Source organism: Rhodococcus sp. MH15, assembly GCF_019266045.1.
In the GTDB taxonomy this organism is placed as follows: Bacteria; Actinomycetota; Actinomycetes; order Mycobacteriales; family Mycobacteriaceae; genus Rhodococcus_F; species Rhodococcus_F qingshengii.
Window position 1 is genome coordinate 106581 of record NZ_LPNP01000069.1, and the last position, 22967, is coordinate 129547.

At 63.8% G+C, this 22967-nt stretch carries 16 protein-coding genes; 11 read left to right on the forward strand and 5 right to left on the reverse strand.

Annotation, left to right across the window (positions count from 1 at the left end):
- Window positions 1-12: 12 nt before the first annotated feature.
- Together ATN37_RS18745 and ATN37_RS18750 are read right to left on the reverse strand one after the other, a co-directional pair.
- Window positions 13-2235, reverse strand: a complete 2223-nt coding sequence (locus ATN37_RS18745; RefSeq protein WP_218695489.1) for a glycoside hydrolase family 3 C-terminal domain-containing protein — start codon at window positions 2233-2235, stop codon at window positions 13-15.
- Window positions 2236-2306: 71 nt separating this feature from the next.
- Window positions 2307-2981 carry a TetR family transcriptional regulator gene (locus ATN37_RS18750; RefSeq protein WP_019749082.1) on the reverse strand — a complete coding sequence of 225 codons (675 nt, stop codon included), beginning with the start codon at window positions 2979-2981 and terminating at the stop codon, window positions 2307-2309.
- A 127-nt stretch (window positions 2982-3108) separates the two neighbouring features.
- On the opposite strand from ATN37_RS18750, the gene aroQ reads away from it, so the two are divergent.
- From aroQ to ATN37_RS18765, 3 genes are read left to right on the forward strand one after another with little or no spacing between them, the layout of a single operon-like run.
- The gene (gene aroQ, locus ATN37_RS18755) at window positions 3109-3558 is read left to right on the forward strand and encodes a type II 3-dehydroquinate dehydratase (protein WP_042923833.1); all 450 of its coding nucleotides are present in this window, start codon (window positions 3109-3111) and stop codon (window positions 3556-3558) included.
- Window positions 3558-4436: a shikimate dehydrogenase gene (locus tag ATN37_RS18760; protein ID WP_054781535.1), complete on the forward strand. Its 879-nt coding sequence runs from the start codon at window positions 3558-3560 to the stop codon at window positions 4434-4436. Before aroQ ends, ATN37_RS18760 begins: the two co-directional genes overlap by 1 nt.
- Window positions 4433-6346 (forward strand): sugar phosphate isomerase/epimerase and 4-hydroxyphenylpyruvate domain-containing protein, encoded by a 1914-nt coding sequence (locus tag ATN37_RS18765; protein ID WP_081558049.1) that lies wholly within the window; start codon window positions 4433-4435, stop codon window positions 6344-6346. Before ATN37_RS18760 ends, ATN37_RS18765 begins: the two co-directional genes overlap by 4 nt.
- Here the strand turns inward: ATN37_RS18765 and fdhD are convergent.
- Window positions 6297-7166, reverse strand: a complete 870-nt coding sequence (gene fdhD, locus ATN37_RS18770) for a formate dehydrogenase accessory sulfurtransferase FdhD (protein WP_081558048.1) — start codon at window positions 7164-7166, stop codon at window positions 6297-6299. The genes ATN37_RS18765 and fdhD overlap by 50 nt on opposite strands.
- 1 nt (window position 7167) lies before the next feature.
- Window positions 7168-9477 (reverse strand): FdhF/YdeP family oxidoreductase, encoded by a 2310-nt coding sequence (locus ATN37_RS18775; RefSeq protein WP_030536640.1) that lies wholly within the window; start codon window positions 9475-9477, stop codon window positions 7168-7170.
- A gap of 121 nt (window positions 9478-9598) precedes the next feature.
- On the opposite strand from ATN37_RS18775, the gene ATN37_RS18780 reads away from it, so the two are divergent.
- The 3 genes from ATN37_RS18780 (at window position 9599) to ATN37_RS18790 (ending at window position 13330) form a co-directional block, all read left to right on the forward strand.
- Window positions 9599-10606, forward strand: a complete 1008-nt coding sequence (locus tag ATN37_RS18780) for an iron-siderophore ABC transporter substrate-binding protein (protein ID WP_030536639.1) — start codon at window positions 9599-9601, stop codon at window positions 10604-10606.
- A gap of 63 nt (window positions 10607-10669) precedes the next feature.
- On the forward strand, window positions 10670-11284 hold the full coding sequence (locus ATN37_RS18785; RefSeq protein WP_081558047.1) for a GNAT family N-acetyltransferase: 615 nt from the start codon (window positions 10670-10672) through the stop codon (window positions 11282-11284).
- Between the two features lie 12 nt (window positions 11285-11296).
- A complete protein-coding gene (locus ATN37_RS18790; RefSeq protein ID WP_030536637.1) occupies window positions 11297-13330 on the forward strand; it encodes a S9 family peptidase in 2034 nt (677 codons plus the stop codon).
- Window positions 13331-13401: 71 nt separating this feature from the next.
- On the opposite strand, the gene ATN37_RS18795 is transcribed toward ATN37_RS18790, so the two are convergent.
- Window positions 13402-14103: a hypothetical protein gene (locus ATN37_RS18795; RefSeq protein ID WP_019749074.1), complete on the reverse strand. Its 702-nt coding sequence runs from the start codon at window positions 14101-14103 to the stop codon at window positions 13402-13404.
- A gap of 172 nt (window positions 14104-14275) precedes the next feature.
- Here ATN37_RS18795 and ATN37_RS18800 point away from each other — a divergent pair, with 172 nt between their 5' ends.
- From ATN37_RS18800 to ATN37_RS18820, 5 genes are all read left to right on the forward strand, one after another.
- Complete coding sequence (locus ATN37_RS18800) at window positions 14276-16957, forward strand: valine--tRNA ligase (protein ID WP_218695490.1); 2682 nt, start codon at window positions 14276-14278, stop codon at window positions 16955-16957.
- Complete coding sequence (locus ATN37_RS18805; RefSeq protein ID WP_007730993.1) at window positions 16954-18393, forward strand: folylpolyglutamate synthase/dihydrofolate synthase family protein; 1440 nt, start codon at window positions 16954-16956, stop codon at window positions 18391-18393. The genes ATN37_RS18800 and ATN37_RS18805 overlap by 4 nt, the downstream gene beginning before the upstream one ends.
- Complete coding sequence (locus ATN37_RS18810; RefSeq protein ID WP_003944448.1) at window positions 18390-18830, forward strand: DUF4233 domain-containing protein; 441 nt, start codon at window positions 18390-18392, stop codon at window positions 18828-18830. The genes ATN37_RS18805 and ATN37_RS18810 overlap by 4 nt, the downstream gene beginning before the upstream one ends.
- 18 nt (window positions 18831-18848) lie before the next feature.
- Window positions 18849-19268, forward strand: a complete 420-nt coding sequence (gene ndk, locus ATN37_RS18815) for a nucleoside-diphosphate kinase (protein ID WP_003944527.1) — start codon at window positions 18849-18851, stop codon at window positions 19266-19268.
- Between the two features lie 448 nt (window positions 19269-19716).
- Window positions 19717-22962 (forward strand): translation initiation factor IF-2 N-terminal domain-containing protein, encoded by a 3246-nt coding sequence (locus ATN37_RS18820; RefSeq protein WP_218695491.1) that lies wholly within the window; start codon window positions 19717-19719, stop codon window positions 22960-22962.
- Window positions 22963-22967 lie beyond the last annotated feature (5 nt).

Consider the following 22967-nt stretch of genomic DNA (forward strand, 5'->3'; position numbering starts at 1 on the left):
CAGTTCAGGGAGTCAGGAGCCTGGCTGCGCGGCGGCCGCCACCAACTGCTCCACCTGTTCCTCGGTGATCCCGAGGCCGAAGGTGGCGAGTTTTCCGAGCGGCATCGAGCCTGCGAGTGCCATCATCTCGGGGCTGACCGCCTGTGCACCGTCGCCCGCTGCGGCAGCCATGGCGGCGCCGAGAACTGCGCTGCCGACGGGATGGGCGAGCCATTCGCCGATGGTCGACATGGCGTCGAGCGTGCCGACGCCGACGTTCCCGGCCAGGGTGATCGTGTCGGTGGTTGCGATGTCCCGAGACGAGAAGCCGACGCGGATCTCGTAGTCGCCGGCCTCGATCGCCCAGTCCTTTTCCGTGACAGACCAATAGGCAAATGCCCTGCTGTCGAGCGTGATGGTCACAGTCGCGGATTCGTCGGGGTCGAGGTGGACCTTGGCAAAGCCTTTCAATTCCTGCGCGGGTCGATCGATGCTTGCCGAGGCGTCGTGGACGTAGACCTGAACGACGCTGCTGCCCGATCGGTCGCCGCTGTTGCGCACGGTGACGGTCACTTCGGCGGAGTTTTCACCGGCCTCGACGGAGGTATCGGTGATGTCGAAGGTGGTGTAGCTCAGCCCGAACCCGAACGGGTACGCCACTTCGCGCAGCGCGGAGTCGTAGTAGCGGTATCCCACGTACAGACCTTCGCCGTAGCGGACGTGCTGCTGTGATCCCGGGAAATGCAGATACGACGGATTGTCTTGGAGGCGAAGCGGAATGGTCTCCGTCAGGCGGCCGGACGGATTCGTGATGCCGAACAGAAGATCGGCAATCGCCGAGCCGCCCGCCTGGCCGAGTAGCCAGCCCTCGAGGATTGCGGCGGCATGATCCTTCCAAGGCTCGATCGCAACCACACCGCCGTTGGCGAGCACGACGACCGTGTTCGGGTTCGCGCCGTGGACCGCTTCCAGCAGGGCGATCTGGTCAGCCGGCAGTTCGATGTCGGTTCGGTCGAATCCTTCGGATTCCGTGGCGGACGGTAGTCCGAGGAACAGCACCGCGACGTCGGCGCGGCGTGCGGCGTCGACAGCCTCGGTGACCATGTCGTCGTCCGGAGTGCCGTCGAAGGTGAAGCCCGGTGCGAAAGTGACGCGGTCGGCGCCTTCGAGGTCGAGGATCGCGTCCAAGGCATTGTCGAGCTTGGTCGGGACCACCTGTGAACTGCCGGCTCCCTGGTACCGCGGGCTGCACGCGAATTCGCCGATCACCGCGACGGTTTGCCCGCCAGGGGTCAGCGGCAGTAGTTCTCCGTCGTTGGCCAGCAAGACAGCGGACTCCGCTGCAGCGGTCCGTGCCAGTTCGTGGTGACGCTCGACGTCGTACGTGTGGCCTTCGGTGCGCGCGGCGGCGGTGCGTGCCACCAGCGTCGCCAGGCGCTCGGCGGCAGTGGTGAGCACTGATTCGTCCAGGTCGCCGCCGCGCACGGCGTCGACGATCTGGGTATCGGTTCCGGTCGGCGGCATTTCCAGGTCGAGGCCCGCGGCGAGTGCCGCCACGCGGTCGTTGACCGCTCCCCAGTCCGAAACGACGAGGCCGTCGAAGCCCCACTGTTCGCGGAGTACCTCGGTGAGCAGCCAATGGTTCTGGCTCGAGTACACACCGTTGATCTTGTTGTACGAGCACATGACCGTCGTCGGGGCCGCGGTCTTGACGGCGTATTCGAAGCCGGCCAGATAGATCTCGCGCAGTGTCCGTTCGTCGACGTCGGCACTGACTCTCATCCGGTCGTGTTCTTGGTTGTTGGCAGCGAAGTGCTTGAGCGAGGTTCCGACGCCGCGAGACTGGATGCCGGTGATCAGCGCTGCCGCGACGCGGCCGGAGAGGAATGGGTCCTCGGAGACGTATTCGAAATTCCTGCCACACAAGGGTGATCGTTTGATGTTGATGCCTGGGCCGAGGAGGACCGAGACCTGTTCGGCTTTGGCCTCGTCGCCCAGAGCCTCACCGACCTGGCGGATGAGGTCGAGGTTCCACGACGAGCCCAACCCGACCGCCGGTGGGAAACATGTCGCTGGAATGCTGTGGCCGAGTCCGAGTGCGTCGCCGCCCTCGGGTTGTTTCCGGACTCCGTGCGGACCGTCGGTCAGGAGTATCGATTCGATTCCGGGAACGGACTGGCTGTGCCAGAAATCCGAGCCCGACGTCAACGACGCCTTCTCCTCGAGTGAAAGCCCGTCTACGTAATTCTCGGTCACGTCATTCCTCCCGGTGGCAGCTGTGAGTTCCACTCACCACCGTAGGGGGATTTTTCGGACTTCGGGGTGGGTCAGGACGGCGCCTTCGAGGTCAGGAAGGCAACAACCATGTCCCCGAGCATGGTTCGAAGATGCTCACGATGCGTCGAGTCGGTCAGGTCGCGGTCGAAGAGCGCTTTGAAGGTGTAACGATTGGCGATACGAAAGACGCAGTAACTGCTGATCAACATGTGAATATCGAGAGCATCTACGTCGGAGCGGAATGCTCCCGACTGCTGTCCGTCGTGGAGGATCTGCGAGACCAGGTCGGCGGCGGGGGCGCCGAGACCGCTGAGTAGCTCGGATTTCTCGATGTGCTCACCGCGGAGCATGTTCTCGTTGGCTACCAGCCGAATGAAGTTCGGGTGTTGTTCGTGGTGGTCGAAGGTGAGTTCGGCCAAGGCGCGGACCGCTGCGGTGGGGTTCAACCCCTCGAGGTCGAGTTCGCGTTCCTGTGCGCGAATGACGCTGTACGCATGCTCGAGGACGGACTTGTACAGCCCTTCCTTGTCGGTGAAGTAGTAGTAGATCATGCGCTTGGTGGTGTGAGTCTTGGTTGCGATCTCGTCCACTCGGGCGCCGGCAAAGCCTTTGTCGGCAAACTCCTCGGTGGCGACGGCGATGATGTTCACCCTGGTCAGATCGCTGTTTCGGCGTCGTTTCTCCGGCTTCGACACCACGGAGTTCACTGACTGCTCGGAAACCATGTGCTCACTCTATCTGTCAGCAGTTTGTCGACTTTGCTTGTCGAGTCCGCGTCGGGGGAGTAACGTCCCGTGAACTAACTCACTAGTTCGTACATTAGTTTCGAGCGTCAACCCCGAGGTGCCCCTGATGACTTCATCTCTACCGGTTCTGGTCCTCAACGGGCCCAACTTGAATTTGTTGGGCCAGCGCCAACCGGAGTTCTACGGGAGAGACACGCTGGACGACGTGGTTTCCCGCTGTGTAGCGGCGGCCGAGAAGTTCGGGGCGATGGTCGAGGCAAAGCAGTCGAACCACGAGGGCCAACTGATCGATTGGATCCACGAGGCCAGGGGAAACGTTGCGGGCATCGTCATCAATCCCGGTGGGTACTCGCACACCTCCATTGCGTTGCGTGACGCTCTGGTCACACTCGATGCCCCTGTCGTGGAGGTGCACATCAGCAACATCCATGGCCGCGAAGAATTCCGTCACCACTCCTACGTGTCCGGGATCGCCGACGCTGTCATCTGCGGATTGGGAATCGACGGTTACAGCGCCGCAGTCGAATTCGTCTGCGTCCGAGAAGGGAAGAACTGATGAGTGATTCGATCCTCTGCGGTCTGATCGGCACCGGCATCGGAGCCTCCTTGACTCCGATCATGCACGAGGAGGAAGGGCGCAGACAGGGCCTGCCGTACGTTTACCGCATCCTCGATCTCGATGCGATGGGGATGGCGCCGTCGGACATCGGTGAACTTCTCACCTATGCACGACGTTTCGGGTTCCGCGGCCTCAACATCACTCACCCGTGCAAGCAGTTGGTGATCGAGCACCTCGACGAGCTCTCGCCGGATGCGAGCCGGCTCGGAGCGGTGAACACGGTCCTCTTCGACTCCGGCAAGGCGATCGGACACAACACCGATTGGTCGGGCTTCGGCCGAAATTTCGACGACGGACTTCCCGGAGCACAGCTCGATCGTGTCGTGCAGCTCGGTGCCGGCGGAGCTGGTGCGGCGGTTGCCTATGCCGCGCTCAACCGTGGCGTCGGGACGCTGACGTTGGTCGATTCGAGCCTGCCTCGCGCGCAGGAACTTGCACAAACCTTCGCGCAGCAGTTTCCGGCGCAGGTTGTCGAGGCGCGGCACACGAGCGACCTCGCCGAAGTGCTCGGCAAGGCAAACGGATTGATCCACGCGACGCCGATGGGAATGGCGGCTCATCCCGGAATGGCATTCTCGCCGGATCTGCTTCGCCCTGATCTGTGGGTGGCCGAAATCGTCTACCGTCCACTCGAAACCGAACTGTTGCGTCAGGCAAGGTTGATCGGAGCCCCGACGCTCAGCGGAGGCGGAATGACTGTCTTCCAGGCCGTCGACGCGTTCCGGATCTTCACGGGCATCGAGCCCGACAGTAAGCGGATGCTCACGCACATGACGGAACTTGTACACGGCGAACAGACTGCGGCAGCGCTGTGAGTGCCCCGGTCCGGACGTCGATCGCGACGGTATCGCTCAGTGGCACTCTCGAGGAGAAGCTCGACGCCATCGCTGCTGCCGGCTTCGACGGCTTCGAGGTGTTCGAGCCGGATTTTGTTGCTTCGCCGTGGTCCCCGAAGGAATTACGAACGAGGGCTGCGGATCTGGGCTTGACCCTCGATCTGTATCAGCCGTTCCGTGACTTCGACACGGTGGACGAGGCCCAATTTGCTCGGAATCTTGTTCGAGTGCAACGCAAATTCGAGCTCATGGATCAACTGGGGTGCGAGACGCTCCTGGTGTGCTCCTCGCCCCTGCCGACCGCGAGTCACGATGACGGTCAGTTGACAGAGCAATTCGGAGCTCTCGCCGAACTGGCGTCCGAGCACGGCAAGAAGGTTGCCTATGAGGCGCTCGCGTGGGGTGCCCACGTCAACACGTACGGCCATGCGTGGCAGATCGTCGAGGGCGTCGACCATCCTTCGCTCGGTACCTGTCTGGACAGCTTTCACATCCTCTCGCGCGGTGACGATCCCGCCGGAATTCGCGAGATTCCCGGCGAGAAGATCTTCTTCCTCCAGTTGGCGGACGCTCCGTTCTTGGCGATGGACATCCTCCAGTGGAGCCGGCATCACCGAAACTTCCCGGGGCAGGGCAGCTTCGATCTCAATGCGTTCGCTCAGCATGTCTACGCCACCGGTTACGACGGACCGTGGTCGCTCGAGATCTTCAACGACGTATTCCGCCGCGCCGACACCCAGCGGACGGCAATCGACGCTCATCGGTCGCTCCTGCATCTGGAAGAACAGGTCGCCGCCGCGAACCCTGCCGCCGGTGGACCCACGCTGTTCACCGCCCCGGAGCGCACCCCGCTCGAAGGAATCGTGTCTCTGCGAATCGCGGCGGGTCCGGCGAAACAGGACCAGGTGCACTCGATGCTCTCCCGCGTCGGTTTTCATCTTGTCGGACGGCACCACGATCACGATTTGCAGTTGTGGCGGCACGGACCGCTCACCGTTGCCGTGGATGCGACTGCGGGCACGGTGTGGACGGCGCCCGGGCTGCCTGCGGATCTACCGGTTCTCACTCAGATCGGCATCCGGGCAACCGAACCCGAGGTGTGGGGAGAGCGCGCTCTGGCTCTCGAAGTGCCGGCGACGCGCGTGCAGTTGCCGGGGTCGAGCGACGAGAACTCCGAGGTACCGGACGTCGTACGCCTGAAGGTCACCGATGCGACATCGATCGACCTTCGTGGCCCCGGCAGCGCTGCAGCGTGGGAATCGGCATTCGAGATCTACCCGCTGCCCGCCGAGCGCAATCGTGAACAGGGCGCAGTGTTCACCGGGATCGACCACGTGGCACTGGCGGTTCCGGCCGAGAGTTGGGACGGCATCATGCTGCTCCTGCGGTCCGTGTTCGAGATGCAACCACACGAGGGGCAGGACGTCACCGATTCTGTCGGCCTCATGCGAAGCCAGGCGCTCACGCTCGTTCAGGACGGTGACGGACATACCCTGCGCATCTCGCTGAACATGGTGGAGGGAAGTCGAAGTGGGCTGCCGACGGTCCGTCGCGGCGGCGTCAGCCACGTCGCCTTCGCGTGTGAGAACATCTTCGGTGCCGCTGCGTCCATGCAGGACTGGGGATTTGCTCCGCTACCCATTTCCCCGAACTACTACGACGATCTGGACGCGCGTTTCGGACTGAATCCGGAACTGCTCGACCGGATGCGCAGCACCGGAATTCTTTACGACGCGGACGCTCACGGCGAGTTCTTCCACCTGTTCACCCCGACCGTCGGGGGAGACCTGTTCTTCGAGGTCGTGCAGCGGGTGGGTGGATACGAGGGCTACGGGGAAGTCAACTCCGCTGTGCGACTGTCGGCTCAGTTGCGTGCGAGTTCGACGTGACCTCGACTCGGTGCGGGTGCGAGTAGACGTTCATCGAATCGCCGCGGATGAAACCGGCGAGAGTCAGCCCGGACTCCTGCGCTAGTTCCACGGCCAGCGACGACGGCGCGGAGACAGCACCGAGGATCGGAATGCCGGCCATGACCGCCTTCTGGACGAGTTCGAACGACGCCCGACCGCTGACGATCAAGATCGTGTCGTAGAGGGGCACTCGGCCGTCGGTGATGGCCCAACCGATCACCTTGTCGACGGCGTTGTGACGGCCGACATCCTCGCGCAGTGCCAGGAGTTCGCCGGTGTCGGTGAACAATCCGGCCGCGTGCAGGCCACCGGTGCGCTCGAAGATCCGTTGGCTCTCCCGCAGTGTGACCGGCATGGCCGACAGGATGGTCGAGGTGACGGAAGTCGTGTCACCGACCAGCGGATGTCGCGTCGTGGTTCGGACGGCGTCGAGCGAGGTCTTGCCGCACACGCCGCACGCGGAACTGACGACGGTGTTCCGATCGGTGGTGTGGTCGGGCAACGGCACTCCGGGAGCGAGAGCGATGTCGAGGACGTTGTACGTGTTCGCACCGGATTCGTCGACGCCGTCGCAGTAGCGGACGACGCTCACGTCGTCGCGGGTGGCGATGACACCTTCGCTGAGAAGGAATCCGTGCACGAGATCGACGTCGTTGCCGGGGGTCCGCATCGTCACTGCCAGCACCTGACCGCCCACTCTCATTTCGAGTGGTTCCTCGACGGCCAGCGTGTCGGGGCGCGTGACGACCCGATCACCCGAGATTCGAACGACCGGTGTTCGTGCGGTGACTCGTCCCATCTCAGGCGCCCGATGCTTCGAGTCGAACGGTGACGGCCTTCGACACCGGCGTGTTCGACTTGGCTGCAACGTGTTCGAGGGGAACGAGCGGATTTGTCTCGGGGTAGTACGCCGCAGCATTGCCGCGCGGGGTGTCGTAGGAGACGATGCGGAATTCCGTGACCCGACGCTCTTCGAGTGTGCCGTCGGGTGTTGTCCACTCGGACACGATGTCGACGAGATCGCCGTCACGGAATCCGAGCGCGGTGATGTCTTCGGCGTTGACGAGGATGACTTTGCGTCCGCCCTTGATGCCGCGGTATCTGTCGTCGAGGCCGTAGATCGTGGTGTTGTACTGGTCGTGGCTGCGCATCGTCTGCAGAATCAGGCGCCCACTCGGAGTGGGTATCCAGTGCAGGTCGTTCACGCCGAAGTTGGCTTTGCCGGTGTGCGTGCGGAACTCACGCGAGTCACGCGGCGGGTGGGGGAGTTGGAATCCGTCTGGCTCTCGAACGCGGGAGTTGTAGTTTTCGCAGCCTGGCACTACCCGTGAGATGGAATCGCGGATCAGATCGTAGTTGCCCTCGAAGGCCGACCAGCGGACGGAGTGATCGTTGCCGAGTAGTTCGCGGGCGAGTTGGCAGATGATGGCGACTTCGCTACGCAGGTAGGGGCTGACCGGTGTGAGGCGTCCGCGCGACAGGTGCACCATGGACATCGAATCCTCCACGGAGACAAGCTGCTTTCCGCCGGCTTGGACGTCGAGGTCGGTGCGTCCGAGGGTGGGGAGGATGATCGCGGTCTGCCCGTGGACCACGTGACTGCGGTTCAGCTTGGTGGACACCTGCACGGTGAGTTCGCATTGACGCAACGCTGTTTCAGTCGCTGCGGTGTCCGGGCTTGCCTGGATGAAGTTGCCGCCCATCGCCATGAAGAAGCTTGCCTTGCCTGCGTTCATGGCGCGGATCGCGTCGACGGTGTCCCATCCGTGCTTGCGGGGACTCGAGATCGAGAACTCGGTATCGAGCGCGGCCAGGAACTCTTCCGGCATCTTTTCCCAGATGCCCATCGTGCGGTCACCCTGGACATTGGAGTGTCCTCGCACCGGACAAACGCCGGCACCGGGTTTGCCCATCATTCCACGCATGAGCAGCAGGTTGACTGCTTCTTCGATGGTGGCGACTCCGTGTGTGTGCTGAGTGATCCCCATGGCCCAGCAGGTGACGGTTCGCTCGGATCGGGCAAGTGCGGCCGCCGTTTCCTCGAGCTGTGCCATCGACAGACCCGTTGCCTCGAGTACCGTGTCGAGATCGACCGCGCGGATGTGCTTCTCGTATTCGTCCCAACCGGCGCAGTACCGGTCGACGAAGGCACGGTCGACGACCGTCCCGGGAGCGCGATCTTCCTGCTCGAGCAGCAGCTTCCCCAGGCCTTGGAACAGCGCCATGTCGCCGCCCAGCCGGATCTGCAGGAACTCGTCCGCGATGTCGACTCCGTGCCCGATCACGCCGGACACCTTCTGTGGATCCTTGAACCTGCGCAATCCCGCCTCGGGCAGAGGATTGATGGCAATGATCTTGGCGCCGTTGCTCTTTGCCTTCTCCAGCGTCGAGAGCATTCGAGGGTGGTTGGTGCCGGGGTTCTGTCCGGCGATGAGGATGAGATCGGCGTTCTCGAGGTCGGGAACTGTCACCGAGCCTTTGCCGATGCCGATGGATTCGGTCAGTGCGCTTCCGGACGACTCGTGACACATGTTGGAACAGTCGGGCATGTTGTTGGTGCCGTAGCTGCGAATCATCAACTGGTAGAGAAACGCGGCTTCGTTGGACGTGCGACCGGAGGTGTAGAACACCGCTTCGTCCGGCGATGCGAGGCCGTTCAGATGTTCGGCGATCAGTGCGTACGCGCCGTCCCAGTCGATCGGCCGGTAATGGGTTGCTCCCGGCGTCAGGACCATCGGGTGCGTCAGTCGCCCCTGCTGTCCGAGCCAGTAGTCGGTCTTGCCTTCGAGATCGGCGATCGAGTGCTCCGCGAAGAATTCGGGTGTGACGGTGCGAAGCGTTGCTTCCTCGGCAACAGCCTTCGCTCCGTTCTCGCAGAATTCGGCGGGCTTGCGATGTCCGGGAGTCTCCGGCCACGCACACCCCGGGCAGTCGAAGCCGTGTCGCTGGTTGAGTCTGGTGAGCGTTCGGGCGGTCCGCAAGGCTCCCATCTGCTCGATTCCTCGTTGCAGCGACACCAGAACGGCCGGAACTCCGGCGGCGTAGTCCTTGGGGTGCGTGACTTCGAGATCCGATTCGTCGATGTCCTTCGAGGGGCCCTGGCGCGTCATGTCTCCATAGTGGCCCGAACGGCGCGGTACTGCCATCGAATGGGCCGGTCGAACTAGCCGGAATGAAGCTTTCATCGGCTAGCCTTACCTACCGAACCAGCAGACTTTAAGGGGTAGGAACATGGATCGAACGGACGCAGGTCGGCTGACCCGGCGCGGATTTCTGATCGGCACGTCGGGAGCGTTGCTGGCATTCGCCGCAGCCTGCTCCAGTTCGAACGACGAGGACACACCTCCCAGCGGTGACTCTGCGGAATCGATCACCCACAAGTTCGGGGCTACGGAGTTGCCCAAGGATCCGCAGCGGATCGTCAGTGTCGGATACAACGATCAAGATGCGATCCTGGCGCTCGGTGGGACCTTGGTCGGAACCTTCGACTGGTACGGCGATTACCCCTACGGAGTGTGGCCCTGGGCGCAGCCGCTGCTGAACGGGGCGACTCCCGAGATCATCGGAACTGCGGGCACCACCATTCAGATGGAGAAGGTCGCTGCCACGACACCCGACCTCATTGTCGGCACCTACTCCGGGCTCACTCAGGCGCAATACGACAAACTCAGTGCCATTGCGCCGACGGTGGCGCAGCCCAAGGAGTTCGCGGATTACGGAATCCCCTGGCAGAACCAGACGACCATCATCGGCGAAGCGTTGGGGCAGCAGGGTAAGGCCACCGAGCTGATCGCCGGCGTCGACCAGAAGTTCGCCGACGTGAAGACGGCCAATCCGGCGTTTGCCGGCAAGACCGTTCTGGTCGGCGCGTTGAAGGGGCCGGGGCAGTTCGGGGTCTACGGACCGGAAGACCCGAAGGTGCGGTTCTTCACCGAACTCGGATTCGTGAATCCGCCTGTCACCGATCAGATCACGGGTAACTTCGCCGAGATCAGCACCGAGCAACTCTCGCTCGCGGACGTCGACGTACTCGTCTGGTACGCCGGTGGCGGCTACGGCGACAAGCTTCGCGCGGAGCTGGACAAGACCCCGATCTACCAGGAACTCGACGTCGTGAAGGACGGCCGCGCGATCATTCTGGAAGACGCTGCTGCCGAAGCCATGACGTGGAGCACCGTACTGAGCTTGCCGTACGCGCTCGAACAGATTCCGCCGCGGATTGCGGGCTTGCTCGTCTGATCGGTTCAAGGACAGCGCTGTTCAAAGTCCAGTGATTCGGACAGTCGGCGGTACTCTCGCCTCATGGGTGTACACGTACGGTCGGCTGTCCGATCCGATATTCCGGCACTGTCGGCAGTGTTGGCCGAGGCGTTCGAAGATGATCCCTTGATGGCGTGGATGTTGCCGGACGAGGCCACCAGGGCTGATCGCCTGACGAAACTGTTTGCCGCAGAAGCTCGTTACCACCACCTCGCCGGGGGCGGCGTCGAGGTGGCCACCGACGACAACGGCCTGATCGGCGGGGCAACTCTGTGGGATCCGCCGGGGCGGTGGAAGCAGTCGTGGATTTCCGGGCTCGTGAGCCTGCCCGCAATGGTGCGTGTCTTCGGCAGGGGGCTTCGACACGCGGCCGAGGTCAGCTCCGTTCTCGAAGGAGCACACCCGAATTCGCCGCACTGGTATCTCGCGACCGTCGGGACCGGCAGCGCGGCGCGCGGTGGGGGATACGGCAAAGCGCTGCTGAACTCTCGGTTGGAGCGTTGTGACCGTCAACATGTCGACGCTTACCTCGAGAGCAGCAAGGAATCGAACATCCCGTACTACAACCGCTTCGGTTTCGAAGTGACCCGTGACATCGTCATGCCAGGCGGCGGGCCGACGATCTACGCAATGATGCGTCAACCGCGGGGCGCGTGATACGAACTAGTGGTGACCCAGATTCCCGAGCTCCACGCAGGCACACCGTTCGACGAACTCGACGACTACATCGCTCTGGCCAGGTTGTCCGGCCTGGTGTTGTCACCTGACGGCTCGCTGCTGATCTGCGCGCGCGCCGTTCTCGACGACAAGAGCGCCGAATACGTGTCCTCTTTGTGGGAGATCGACCCGGAAGGCCGGCGTCCTGCGCGTCGGTTGACCTGGGGTTCGACCAGCGAGTCCGGTGCTGCCTTCGCGTTCGACGGCGACGTGCTCTTCACTGCCACGCGAGCCGTGCCGGGCGAGAGTGATCCGCAACCAGCACTCTGGCGCCTACCAGCGGCGGGCGGAGAAGCTCAGCTGCTGATCTCGCGTCCCGGTGGTGTCTCGTCGGTATCAGCGGCGAAGGCGGCGCCGACGTTCGTGGCCCAGACGTCGGTCATGGCTTCGGCGATCAGCCTCGACCAGGACGATCAGGTGCGATCGGCGCGCAAGGACAAGAAAGTCACGGCGATGCTGCACACCGGTTATCCGGTGCGCCACTGGGACCACGACCTGGGCCCCGATCATCCGCATCTGGTTGTGGCCGAGACGGATTCGAAGGAATCCGTCGAGTTGCGGGACATCACACCGACGGCGGGCGCAGCGCTGCGGGAGACGTCGACCACGATTTCCGACGACGGTCTCTTCGTCGTGACCACGTGGACTGTCGGCGATGCGAGTGCCGCCCGCCGATCGACGTTGGTTCGGATCGACACGGTGACCGGTGACCGAGTCACGCTTGTCGACGAGGCCGACGCGGACGTCTACAACCCGGTGCTCTCGCCGGACGGAACCAAGCTCGCGTTCATCCGGGAGACACTCACCACACCGGAGTCCGCACCACGAATGACTCTGCAGCTCTACGACTTCGGATCCGGTGCCGTGACCGGCGTCGCCGACGGCTGGGATCGCTGGCCTACCTCACTTGCCTGGCTACCCGACGGATCCGGGCTGGTCGTCACCGCTGACGACGGCGGCCGCGGTCCGATCTTCACCATCGACCTGTGGGGCCAACCAGTGCGCCTGACAGCCGACGACGCGGCGTACACCGACGTTCGAGTGGCGCCGGACGGTGAGTCGATCTACGCGTTGCGAGCCTCGTACGAAGCGCCCCCGCACGTGGTGCGGGTCGATCTGCGATCAGGTGAGATCACCGCACTTCGTGGGCCCGACACTTTGCCGGAGCTGCCGGGAACACTGACCGAGATCACCGCGCGTGCCGAGGACGGTTCGACGGTGCGTAGCTGGTTGGCGCTGCCGACGGGCGCCGCGCCGCATGCACCGGTGCCATTGCTTCTCTGGGTCCACGGCGGCCCACTCGGTTCGTGGAACACCTGGTCCTGGCGGTGGAATCCGTGGCTGCTCGTCGCCAAGGGCTATGCAGTACTGCTACCAGATCCCGCGCTCTCGACCGGATACGGCCAGGACTTCGTCCAGCGGGGGTGGGGTCAGTGGGGCAAGGCGCCCTTCACCGATCTGATGGCGATCACCGATGCTGCTGTCGCCCAGCCCGAGATCGACCCCAAGCGAACAGGCGCGATGGGTGGTTCGTTCGGTGGTTACATGGCCAACTGGATTGCCGGACATACCAACCGTTTCGACGCCATCGTCACCCACGCGAGTCTGTGGGCACTCGATCAATTCGGCCCGACGACGGACGCTGCCTGGTACTGGCAGCGCGAGATGTCGCCTGAGATGGCCGTCGAGAATTCGCCGCATCTGTACGTCGCGGACATCACGACTCCGATGCTGGTCATCCATGGCGACAAGGACTACCGGGTTCCGATCGGTGAGGGCTTGCGACTCTGGTACGAACTGCTTGCCGAGTCAGGTCTGCCCGCCGACGACGACGGGAAAACGGACCATCGCTTCCTCTACTTCCCCGACGAGAATCATTGGGTGCTCAAGCCGCAGCACACCAAGATCTGGTACGAGGTGGTCACCGCGTTCCTCTCCGAGCACGTTCTCGGCGAAGATGTCGCGCTACCGGAGATTCTGGGCTGAACCCGCGCGTGCCTCGTTCGGATGAAACACCGAACGAGGCACGAGCGTCTTCGCGTGGATCCGGACCGGAATCAGGCGCCGGGGCAACGAACGGTGTACGACCACTCGGTGTGGTCAGGGCCCGTGACGCGAACCAGAACGGACGACGCCCCACCGGCGGGCACGTTGACGACAGCTGAACCAGTTCCCTCGTTGATGTTGTCGCCGATGTATCCGGTGCTGTGGATCAACCGACCTTCGTAGTACACCTCGATCAGGTCCGGGACGTTTTCGGTCTCGTAGCCGAGCACGAACGAGGTCGGGCCACCGCGGCCGAGTTCGTGCTTGGTGCTGGTGATTCCTGCGCCGCCCGAGACGGTCGAGGCGTCGCAGCGCTGCGTGGGCGCAAACGATCCGCCGCCGCCGCTGCCGCTGGCCAGGCCACTGAGAATGTCCCTGACGTTGCCACTGGCCAGGCCGTTGACGATGTCCGTCGCGCTCGTCGAGCCGGCGTTCAGGCCGCCGAGGACGTCGTTGAGGTTCCCAGTGGCGATCCCGCCGACGATGTCACCCACGCTGCCGCTGGCGATGCCGTTTGCGATGTCGTTCCCGATATCGCCGACGCTTCCGTTGATCGTGGCGCTGCCACTGTCGATGCTTCCTTGCACACTTTCTTCGATGCCGGGGGCAGCAGACGCAGTCGCCGGAAGCACGAGGGCAACCGCGGCTCCGATCGTCGCGGCCGCCGCCAAGGTTCGAACGCCGGGACGGCGAGAACTCCAGTTGTTCAACATATTTGCTCCACAGGTCGTTGGTCGGTCGTCCTTCAGAGCGACCCTGTCAGCGGAGCGGATCGGTGAATATCGTTTGTTCGGCTGACCCCGGACTGCGGGGCAGTCGTTCGTGTGCGCTGCGGCGGCCGACGGGCGAATTCGTTCACGACGGGGGAGTCATTAGGATCAAGTGGTGACCAGTGCAGCTCCAGAGAACCCCCAGACCCCCGCCGACGCCCTACCCAAGAGCTGGGACCCCAGCGCGGTAGAGGCCGATCTGTATCAAGGCTGGGTAGACGCCGGGTACTTCCAGGCCGACGCGACCAGCGACAAGCCCGGCTACTCCATCGTGCTGCCGCCCCCGAACGTCACCGGCAGCCTGCACATGGGCCATGCCCTGGATCACACCCTCATGGACGTGCTCAGCCGTCGCAAGCGGATGCAGGGCTACGAGGTGCTGTGGCTGCCAGGCATGGACCACGCCGGTATCGCCACGCAGTCCGTCGTCGAGAAGCAACTCGCTGCCGACGGAAAGACCAAGGAAGATTTCGGCCGCGAGCTGTTCATCGACAAGGTCTGGGACTGGAAGCGCGAATCCGGTGGAACCATCGGTGGCCAGATGCGGCGCATCGGTGACGGCGTCGACTGGAGTCGTGATCGTTTCACGATGGACGAGGGCCTCTCCCGCGCCGTCCAGACCGTCTTCAAGCGCATGTTCGACGAGGGCCTGATCTACCGCGCCGAGCGTCTCGTGAACTGGTCGCCGGTGCTGCAGACCGCGATCTCCGACATCGAGGTGAAGTTCGAGGACGTCGAGGGTGAGCTGGTTTCCCTGCGCTACGGCTCGCTCGACGACAACGAGCCGCACGTCATCGTCGCGACCACTCGCGTCGAGACGATGCTCGGTGACACCGCAGTAGCGGTCCATCCCGAGGACGAGCGCTACAAGCACCTCATCGGCACCTCTCTCGATCATCCGTTCACCGGGCGTCAGATCCCGATCATCGCCGACGACTACGTCGACCCCGAGTTCGGAACCGGCGCTGTGAAGATCACGCCGGCTCACGATCCCAACGACTTCGAGATGGGCCTGCGGCACAACCTGCCGATGCCCACAATCATGGACAAGACCGGCAAGATTGCCGACACCGGAACCGAATTCGACGGAATGGACCGCTTCGAGGCTCGCGTCAAGGTTCGCGAAGCTCTCGCCGAGCAGGGACGCGTCGTCGCCGAGAAGCGCCCGTACCTGCACAGCGTCGGGCACTCCGAGCGCAGTGGCGAGGCCATCGAGCCTCGTCTCTCGTTGCAGTGGTGGGTCAAGGTCGAGACGCTCGCCAAGGCTGCGGGTGACGCGGTTCGCAACGGGGACACCGTCATTCACCCGGCGAGCCAGGAGCCACGCTGGTTCGACTGGGTCGACAACATGCATGACTGGTGCATTTCCCGTCAACTCTGGTGGGGTCACCGCATTCCGGTCTGGTACGGCCCCGAGGGTGAAGTTGCGTGCTTCGGTCCTGACGAAACGGCGCCGGAAGGCTGGGTCCAGGATCCCGACGTCCTCGATACCTGGTTCTCCTCCGGACTGTGGCCCTTCTCGACGATGGGCTGGCCGGACAACACGCCCGAACTCGAAAAGTTCTATCCCACCAGTGTTCTCGTCACCGGCTACGACATCCTGTTCTTCTGGGTCGCCCGCATGATGATGTTCGGCACCTACGTGTCCGAGGACGAGTCGATCACCGCCGGTCCGGGTAAGTCCGGCGCGCAGATGCCGTTCAAGGACGTGTTCCTGCACGGACTGGTCCGCGATCAGTACGGCAAGAAGATGTCGAAGTCTCGCGGCAACGGTATCGACCCACTCGACTGGGTCGATCGTTTCGGCGCCGACGCCCTGCGATTCACACTTGCACGCGGCGCCAACCCGGGCAGCGACCTGTCCGTCGGTGAGGATTCGGCGCAGTCCTCGCGCAACTTCGCGACCAAGTTGTTCAACGCGACCAAGTTCGCTCTGATGAACGGCGCTGCTCCCGCGCCGCTGCCCGCTCGAAGCGAACTGACCGACGCCGATCGTTGGATCCTCGACCGTCTCGACACGGTCCAGGCCGAGGCGGACGCCGCATTCGATCGCTACGAGTTCAGCAAGGCGTGCGAAGGCCTGTTCCACTTCGCGTGGGACGAGGTCTGTGACTGGTACCTCGAACTCGCCAAGGTGCAGTTCGCCGCCGACGAGGCCGTCGCCGTGAACACCCGCGCCGTGCTCGGCAACGTTCTCGATGCACTGCTCCGCCTCCTGCACCCGGTCATTCCGTTCGTGACCGAAACCCTGTGGAAGGTGCTCACCGGCGGCGAGTCCGTGGTCGTCGCCGAATGGCCCGTGTTGTCCGGTGAGGCAGTCGACGCCCAGGCCGCAACCAGGATCGAAGACACGCAGAAGCTGATCACCGAGGTGCGACGATTCCGAAACGATCAGGGACTCAAGCCTTCCCAGAAGGTCCCGGCTCGTGCGTCCGGGCTCTCGGAGGCCGGCATGGACGGCCAGTTCGCCTACGTGGCGGCGCTGGCCAAGCTGACCGAACCCGAAGAGGGATTCACCGCGTCGATCTCCGTCGAGGTGCGCCTGAGCCAGGGCACCGTCACTGTCGACATCGACACCTCGGGCACCATCGACCTCGGCGCGGAGAAGAAGCGGCTCGAAAAGGACCTCGCGGCAGCGCAGAAGGAGCTCGTCACCGCTGACAACAAGCTGGCGAACGAGGCCTTCCTGGCGAAGGCGCCCGACGCCGTCGTCGACAAGATCAAGACACGTCGCCAGATCGCCGTCGAAGAGATCGAGCGCATCACGGGACGTCTGAAGGAGTTGGCCGACAAGTGAGTTCGTACGAGCCGTCCCAATTCGACGCTCAGAGTTCGGTTCCGACTCCGGTCGACATCGCCGAACTGGCGCTGGTGGAAGCAGAACTCGACAAGCGTTGGCCCGAGACCAAGATCGAGCCGTCACTGACTCGCATCGAGGCGCTCATGGATGTCCTGGGCTCGCCTCAGCACAACTATCCGTCGGTGCACGTCACGGGAACCAACGGTAAGACGTCGGTGACGCGCATGATCGATTCGTTGATGACTGCTCTGCATCGTCGCACCGGGCGAACCACCAGCCCTCATCTGCAGATCGCGACCGAGCGGATCAGCATCGACGGTCATCCGATCTCGCCGCGGCTCTACGTGGACACGTTCCGCGAGATCGAGCCGTACGTGCAGATGATCGACGCACAGTCGGAGGAAGCCGGGGGACCGGCGATGAGCAAGTTCGAAGTGCTCACCGCCATGGCCTATGCGGCCTTCGCGGAGGCGCCGGTCGACGTCGCCGTGGTCGAGGTCGGCCTCGGCGGACGCTGGGACGCCACCAACGTGATCGACGGGCAGGTTGCGGTGATCACCCCGATCAGCCTCGATCACGCCGAGTACTTGGGCACCGACCTGGCCGGGATCGCGGAGGAGAAGGCCGGGATCATCAAGAAGGGCCGCGAGGACCTGGTTCCGGTGGACACCGTCGCGATCATCGCCGAGCAGACTCCCGAAGTCATGGAGGTATTGCTGCGGCGTGCTGTCGAGGTGGAGGCCGCGGTCGCTCGTGAAGGCTCGGAGTTCAAGGTGCTTGCTCGCCAGATCGCGGTGGGCGGACAGCAGCTCGAACTTCAAGGCTTGAGCGGTGTGTACACCGACATCTTCCTCCCCCTTCACGGTGAGCATCAGGCGCGCAACGCCGCGCTCGCGCTCGCTGCCGTAGAAGCGTTCTTCGGTGCCGGTCCGGATCGACAACTGGATCAGGATGCAATCCGCAACGGGTTCGCCTCGGTCGTCAATCCCGGTCGCCTCGAACGTGTTCGGAGTGCGCCGACGGTCTTTCTCGACGCCGCCCACAATCCAGACGGTGCTCGCGCTCTCGCGGCCGCACTGGCCGCCGAGTTCGACTTCCGCAAGCTCGTGGGAGTGGTCAGCGTCATGGCGGACAAGGACGTCGACGCCATCTTGACTGCATTCGAATCCGTCTTCGACGAGATCGTCGTCACCCACAACGGGTCACCCCGGGCGATGGACGTCGAAGAACTGGCGAACATCGCCGTCGCGAAGTTCGGCGACGAGCGCGTCGTCGTTGCGCCGGTGCTTGCCGACGCCTTGGAAGTCGCGATCGAAATCGCCGAGCAGGTCGCCGAACCCGGTGAGGCCGTATCAGGGGCGGGTGTGGTGGTGACGGGATCCGTCGTGACCGCAGGCGCCGCCCGCACGCTGTTCGGAAAGGACCCCGCGTGAGTACCCCGTCAGATGCCAATCCCGAGTCCGGAGACCACGAGCCCGGAGACACTGCCGGCGAATTCGGGCCGCCGACCAAGGACCCGTGGAAAAGCTTCCGCGGAGTGATGGCCGGAACCCTGATCCTCGAGGCGATCGTCGTGCTGCTGGCTTTGCCGGTTGTCGCGGTCGTCGGCGGAGGCCTCACCGCGGCCTCCGCGGGATTCATCATCGGGTTGGCGGTACTGATGATTCTGGGTGCGGGCATCCAGGGCAAGCCGTGGGCGATGGGGTTCAACGTCGCGCTGCAGGTGATCCTTCTGTTCGGTTTCTTCGTCCACCCGTCGATCGCCGGTGTGGCGATCACCTTCGGGATCGTCTGGGGATACCTCGTCTACCTGCAGAGAGACATCAAGCGCCGGATGGACAAGGGCCTGCTTCCCGGTCAGCGGGACTGACCATTTAGGCTGTCCGCTGTGACTGAGCGCACCCTCGTACTGATCAAGCCCGACGCCGTTGCCCGTGGATACGTAGGAGAAATCCTCAGCCGTATCGAGCGCAAAGGCCTGACAATTGCAGCACTCGACCTCCGCGTAGCTTCCGAAGAGGTGGCTGGTAGCCACTACGCAGAACACGCCGAGCGTCCGTTCTACCCGAGCTTGTTGGAGTTCATCACCTCCGGTCCGCTGGTGGCCGCAGTGCTCGAAGGCCCCCGAGCCATCGCTGCTTTCCGTCAGTTGGCCGGCGGAACCGACCCGGTCGACAAGGCTCTTCCGGGTACGATCCGCGGCGACTTCGGACTCGAAGCGCAGCAGAACCTCGTTCACGGCAGCGACTCCGTGGAGTCGGCAGAGCGTGAAATCGCTCTGTGGTTCCCCGCGCTGTCGTCCATCTGAATCTCCGATCAGGCCTCTGGCCCACATGAACGGGCCTTCGGCCCACATCTCCACAGCGAATTCTCGGCACGTATCCCACATCGGTGCGCCCTTTGCAGTTGCAGGCGCGTTGGTGTGGGATACTGCTTTCAGTTGAACCGCAATTTGTTTTACGCACGTTCAACCGGATGACACCTAGGTTCGATGCCCTTTCATCGCTGCTCCAGGTCAACAGGAAATCCCTGGACCTCTGCACGCTGGATGATCAGGCGCTCGCGCACAGGACAACGGCCATCCAGCCAGGCACTTCATGTGCTCGCAGTGAATAACGGGCATTGCGGACCATGCGGAGCGAGACCTTACAATCTCGTACTCACTTCTGAGTGCGAGTACACACAGCACGCTCCCGCGTGGCCGCGTGACAACTCGACTTCTGGGTTGGACGCGCCCGGGGGCTGAGGAGACTTACGTGGCCGATCAATCCCCAACCGAATCAGATTCCAGCACCACCCCGGAATTTCCCGACAAGATGCGCGTACACGCGCTGGCGAAGTTGCTCGGCGTCACCAGCAAGCAGGTCCTTGCCGAAGCCGCAGCGCTCGGTACCGAATTGCGCAGCGCGCAGTCGAGTCTCCACCGTGACGTCGCTCAGCGGATTCATGCCTCGTTGGCTTCCGCGGCCGAGGCCATCGAGCCCGTCGTCGCCGAGCTCGACACCCTCATCGACCCGGTTGTCGAGGCGCCTGTTGTCGAGGAGCCTGCTGCAGAAGCTCCCGTGGAGGCTCCTGTTGCAGAGGCTCCGGCCGAGAAGCCTGTCAGGGCTCGTCGCACCCGCAAAAAGGTCGTCGTCGAAGAACCTGCAGCAGAAGAAGCAGTGGATCCGGCTGTCGCCGAGATCAGCGCTGGACTCGACGCCGCTGCTGCGCTGCAGAGCAAGGAAGCCGAGCAGTCCGATCTGTTCACTTCCTTCGAGGCGCCGCAGACCCATCAGCCCGAGGTGGCTCCCGCCGCGCCGCAGGTCCCGCTGTTCCTGCAGCCGGATCTCGAAGCCGCCGAGGTAGCTCCGCGTCGCCGTCGCGCACGCCGCGAGCCTGCTGCACCGGCGGTCGTCGAAGAGAAGCAGACAACCGCGGAAGCCGAAACCGTCGTTCCCGAGGCAGCGCCGGTTGCAGTTCCTGCCGTCGAAGAGCCGGCTGTGACCGCACCGCAAACCGAGGGCGAGAGCGCCGAGTCCGAGGACGAGGACGACGATCAGCCGCGTCGCCGTCGTCGTGGACGCCGTGGACGTGGACGTGGTCGCGGTGAACAGGGTGGTGAGCAGGGTTCGGACGAAGAGTCGGATACCGCTACCGAATCGGAGCAGGAATCTGCCCCTGCGGCAGTCGAGAAGCAAACCGACGACGCTGCCGGCGAAGAATCCGGTGATAAGTCCGAGTCCACCGCTGATGCGGATTCCGAGAATGCCGACGATTCCGAACTCGATGCCGACGGATCGAGCCGCCGTCGCCGCCGTCGTCGTCGTCGCAAGACCGGCACCGACGGCGCCACCGACGCGACTGCGACGTCCGAGGACGATCCGCCGAACACCGTCGTTCACGAGCGCGAACCTCGCAACAAGACCCGCGTCAAGGACGAGGTCCAGGGCATCAGTGGTTCGACACGTCTGGAAGCGAAGCGCCAGCGTCGCCGCGACGGTCGTGACGCCGGCCGACGTCGCCCACCGATCCTGACCGAGTCGGAGTTCCTCGCGCGTCGTGAGGCCGTCGATCGCGTCATGGTCGTGCGCGATCGGGCAGACAGCGGTCAGCCGCATGCGACTACACAGGTAGCAGTCCTCGAAGACGGAGTGCTGGTCGAGCACTTCGTCACCAACTCGGCGTCCGCGTCGATGGTCGGCAACGTGTACCTCGGACGTGTCCAGAACGTGCTCCCCAGCATGGAAGCTGCGTTCATCGACATCGGGCGTGGCCGCAACGGTGTTCTCTACGCCGGTGAGGTGAACTGGGAGGCCGCCGGTCTCGGTGGCAACTCGCGCAAGATCGAGCAGGCCCTCAAGCCGGGCGATCAGGTGCTCGTTCAGGTCAGCAAGGATCCGGTCGGTCACAAGGGTGCTCGACTGACCACACAGATTTCGCTTGCCGGTCGTTTCCTCGTCTACGTGCCCGGTGGTACGTCCACGGGTATCAGCCGCAAGCTTCCGGACACCGAGCGCAAGCGTCTCAAGGAAATCTTGCGCGACATCGTGCCCGCCGACGCGGGCGTGATCATTCGCACGGCGTCCGAGGGCGTCAGCGAAGAAGAGTTGGCGCGCGACGTGACTCGTCTGCAGGCTCAGTGGGCCGGCATCGAGGAGCAGGCTGCGGCTGCGGACACCGGTAAGTCCGGCAACCCGCAGGCGCTGTACGAAGAGCCTGACATGCTGGTCAAGGTCATTCGTGATCTGTTCAACGAGGACTTCTCCAAGCTGGTCATCGAGGGCGAGAAGGCGCACACGACGGTCGAGAACTACATCAACTCCGTTGCGCCCGACCTGCTTCCGCGGCTCGAGAAGTACACGCCGAACAACGGTATCGACGTCTTCGCGGCTCGCCGTATCGACGAGCAGTTGGCCAAGGCACTCGATCGCAAGGTGTGGCTGCCGTCCGGCGGCACCCTGGTGATCGACCGCACCGAGGCCATGACCGTCGTCGACGTCAACACCGGCAAGTTCACCGGAGCCGGCGGAAACCTCGAAGAGACCGTCACCCGTAACAACCTCGAAGCGGCCGAGGAGATCGTTCGCCAGATGCGCCTGCGGGACATCGGCGGAATGATCGTCGTCGACTTCATCGACATGGTTCTCGAATCGAACCGGGACCTGGTCCTGCGTCGGCTCACCGAATGCCTGGGTCGCGATCGCACGCGCCATCAGGTGTCGGAGGTCACGTCACTCGGGCTCGTGCAGATGACGCGCAAGAAGTTGGGCACCGGATTGGTCGAGGCCTTCTCGACCACCTGTGAGCACTGCCACGGCCGCGGCATCATCGTCCATTCCGAGCCCGTCGAGGTGAAGTCCTCGGACGACGGAGGATCGCGTTCGGGCTCGCAGCGCAGTGATTCCGGTACCTCGCGCAAGAACAAGCGTGGCCGCGGAGACAAGTCGGCTTCGACCGAGTCCAACGGACAGGAAGCTCCGGCGCCGGAGGTTCCGGCCGTCGACGCGACGGTCAAGCGGGCTCATCCGGTGGCATTGGCGATGGCCTCGCATCACCACGACGACGACGAGACCGTCGCGGCCGACTCGACCGAGTCTGATTCCGCCGGTGTGTCTTCGGGGGACGATGCATCCAAAAGTGCCGATCGGCAACAAGATCGGCCGATACATACTCCCGCTGCTGCTGAGCACCATGACGTTCCTGTTGTGGACTCTGCTGCGGAAGAAGTATCCGCAGTGGACAACGAGTCGGCCGCAGCTTCGACCGAAGCAGCTCCGCGCGGTCGTCGGCGTAGTCGCCGGGCGTCGCGGGCAGCGTCGGCACCGGTTGCCGAGGCAGCTCCCGAGGTGGGCACGGTCTTCGTGATTCCGACTCCGGAACCCGTGGTGGACGCGGTCGCGGAAAACGTTCCGGCTCCGGCCACCGAAGTTCCGGCTGAGGAAGAAGTTGTCGTCGTCAAGAGACCCCGTCGCAGGCGTGCAGCAGCACGTCCCGCAGGTCCTCCGGTAGACGGAGAGTAAGAACT